This is a genomic window from Mesorhizobium sp. M1A.T.Ca.IN.004.03.1.1, assembly GCF_003997555.1.
Lineage (GTDB): Bacteria > Pseudomonadota > Alphaproteobacteria > Rhizobiales > Rhizobiaceae > Mesorhizobium.
In genome coordinates, this window is record NZ_RZTV01000128.1 from 1 (window position 1) to 326 (window position 326).

The window sequence follows — 326 nt, forward strand, 5'->3', positions numbered from 1 at the left end:
CATGCCTGTTCGGGCGGCGATTTCATGCAGCCCGATTTCAGTTTCCAGCTTCGAGATGCCATAGCGATCGATCGGCATTGGCGTATCGTCATGCCGGAAGGGCCGATCGTTCTCCTCGCCATTGACCTTGATACTGCTGATGAAGACGAACCTTTTTACGCCTGCGCGGGCGGCCTGTGCGGCGAGGTTCAACGTGGCGGCGGTGTTGATCCGGCGAAATTCCGCAAGCGGATCGGCTGCGCGGTCGTTCATGATGTGAACACGAGCGGCGAGATGGACGATGACATCGATACCCTCGAGAACTGCCGTCCAATCGGTTTCGCTTG

The 326-nt window shown here is 58.3% G+C and carries 1 protein-coding gene; it reads right to left on the reverse strand.

Features of this window, described 5'->3' with window-relative positions:
• Positions 1–326, reverse strand: a 326-nt coding sequence (locus tag EOD29_RS30995) for an NAD-dependent epimerase/dehydratase family protein (protein ID WP_127248794.1), incomplete at both ends; no start/stop codon positions are given.